The organism is Nitratidesulfovibrio oxamicus, from assembly GCF_015731765.1.
Taxonomy (GTDB): domain Bacteria; phylum Desulfobacterota; class Desulfovibrionia; order Desulfovibrionales; family Desulfovibrionaceae; genus Cupidesulfovibrio; species Cupidesulfovibrio oxamicus.
On sequence record NZ_VRYY01000644.1, the window covers coordinates 1 to 979 of the forward strand.

At 71.0% G+C, this 979-nt stretch carries 1 protein-coding gene and 1 pseudogene; both read right to left on the reverse strand.

Features of this window, described 5'->3' with window-relative positions:
• Nucleotides 1-134: 134 nt before the first annotated feature.
• Complete coding sequence (locus FVW20_RS16635; protein ID WP_196610465.1) at nt 135-686, reverse strand: hypothetical protein; 552 nt, start codon at nt 684-686, stop codon at nt 135-137.
• Nucleotides 683-979 (reverse strand): annotated as a pseudogene (locus tag FVW20_RS16640) (beta-ketoacyl-[acyl-carrier-protein] synthase family protein); the annotation flags it as partial. The gene FVW20_RS16635 and the pseudogene FVW20_RS16640, both read right to left, overlap by 4 nt.

Below are 979 nucleotides of genomic sequence, written 5' to 3' on the forward strand. Positions count from 1 at the left end.
GGCGTGCAGTTCCTCCACACGCAGGGCCAGGCGCGCGGCCAGCAGGCCGGGAGACGCCGGGGGCGGGGCGGCGGCGGGCGTTGCGCCGGACAGGTCGGTGTCGGACAGGTCGGTGCCGGACGGATGCGCGTCGGTCAGGCGGTTCTGGTCAGCCATGCGAAGGTCTCTCGATAACGGGCGGTGAGTGTGTCGCCGTTGAAGCGTGTGTCGTAGGGCGCGCGGCCTATGGTCAGGGTGGCGGCCATGCAGGGGGGCGCAGGCGCGGAGTCCGCGCCGGAGAATGTTGTCAGGGGCGTGACGGTGGTCGCATAGGTGGCCGCGCGATCGCTTTCGGCCAGCAGGCAGGCCCCAATGTGCAGGGTGCCGTGCAGTGCGCCGCCCGGTGTGGCGCCCGGTGTGCGGCTAGATGTGCTGTTTGACATGCCGTGGCGCATGTCGGCTGCCGGTACGTGGTCCGGCCAGGTGCATTCCTCCACCGCCAGCAGAAAGGCGTGCAGACTGAAGTCGGCTGTCCAGCGGGCGTGCAGCGCGGCCAGTTGGGCCATGGCCTCCATGCCCTGCCACGGTGGCGCGGCGATGAAAACGCGGCGGGCCGCGGCCCCGGTTTCGTCGCAACTGTCCAGTCGATCCAGCAGCAGGAAGCGGTCCGGGGTGTCCTGCGGGAGGGCGTGGAGGAAAAGGGTCACAGCCGCACCACCAGTGCGGCGTTCTGCCCGCCGAAGCCGAAATTGAGCAGCAGGCCGACGGAACCCTTGCCGGAAGCGGGCAAGGGGCGCAGTTGACGCACGAAATCCAGCCGCGCGCTCTCCGGCGTGGTCAGGTTGCGCACCGGCGGCAGAAATCCGTCCGCCGCGCAGGCCAGCAGGACGGCCAGTTCCACCGCGCCGCAGGCCGAGGCGCAATGCCCGGTCCACGACTTCACGGCGGTGACGGCGGGCGTGTGGCCCGCGTCGGCGAACAGCCGTTCCAGCAGGCGGAC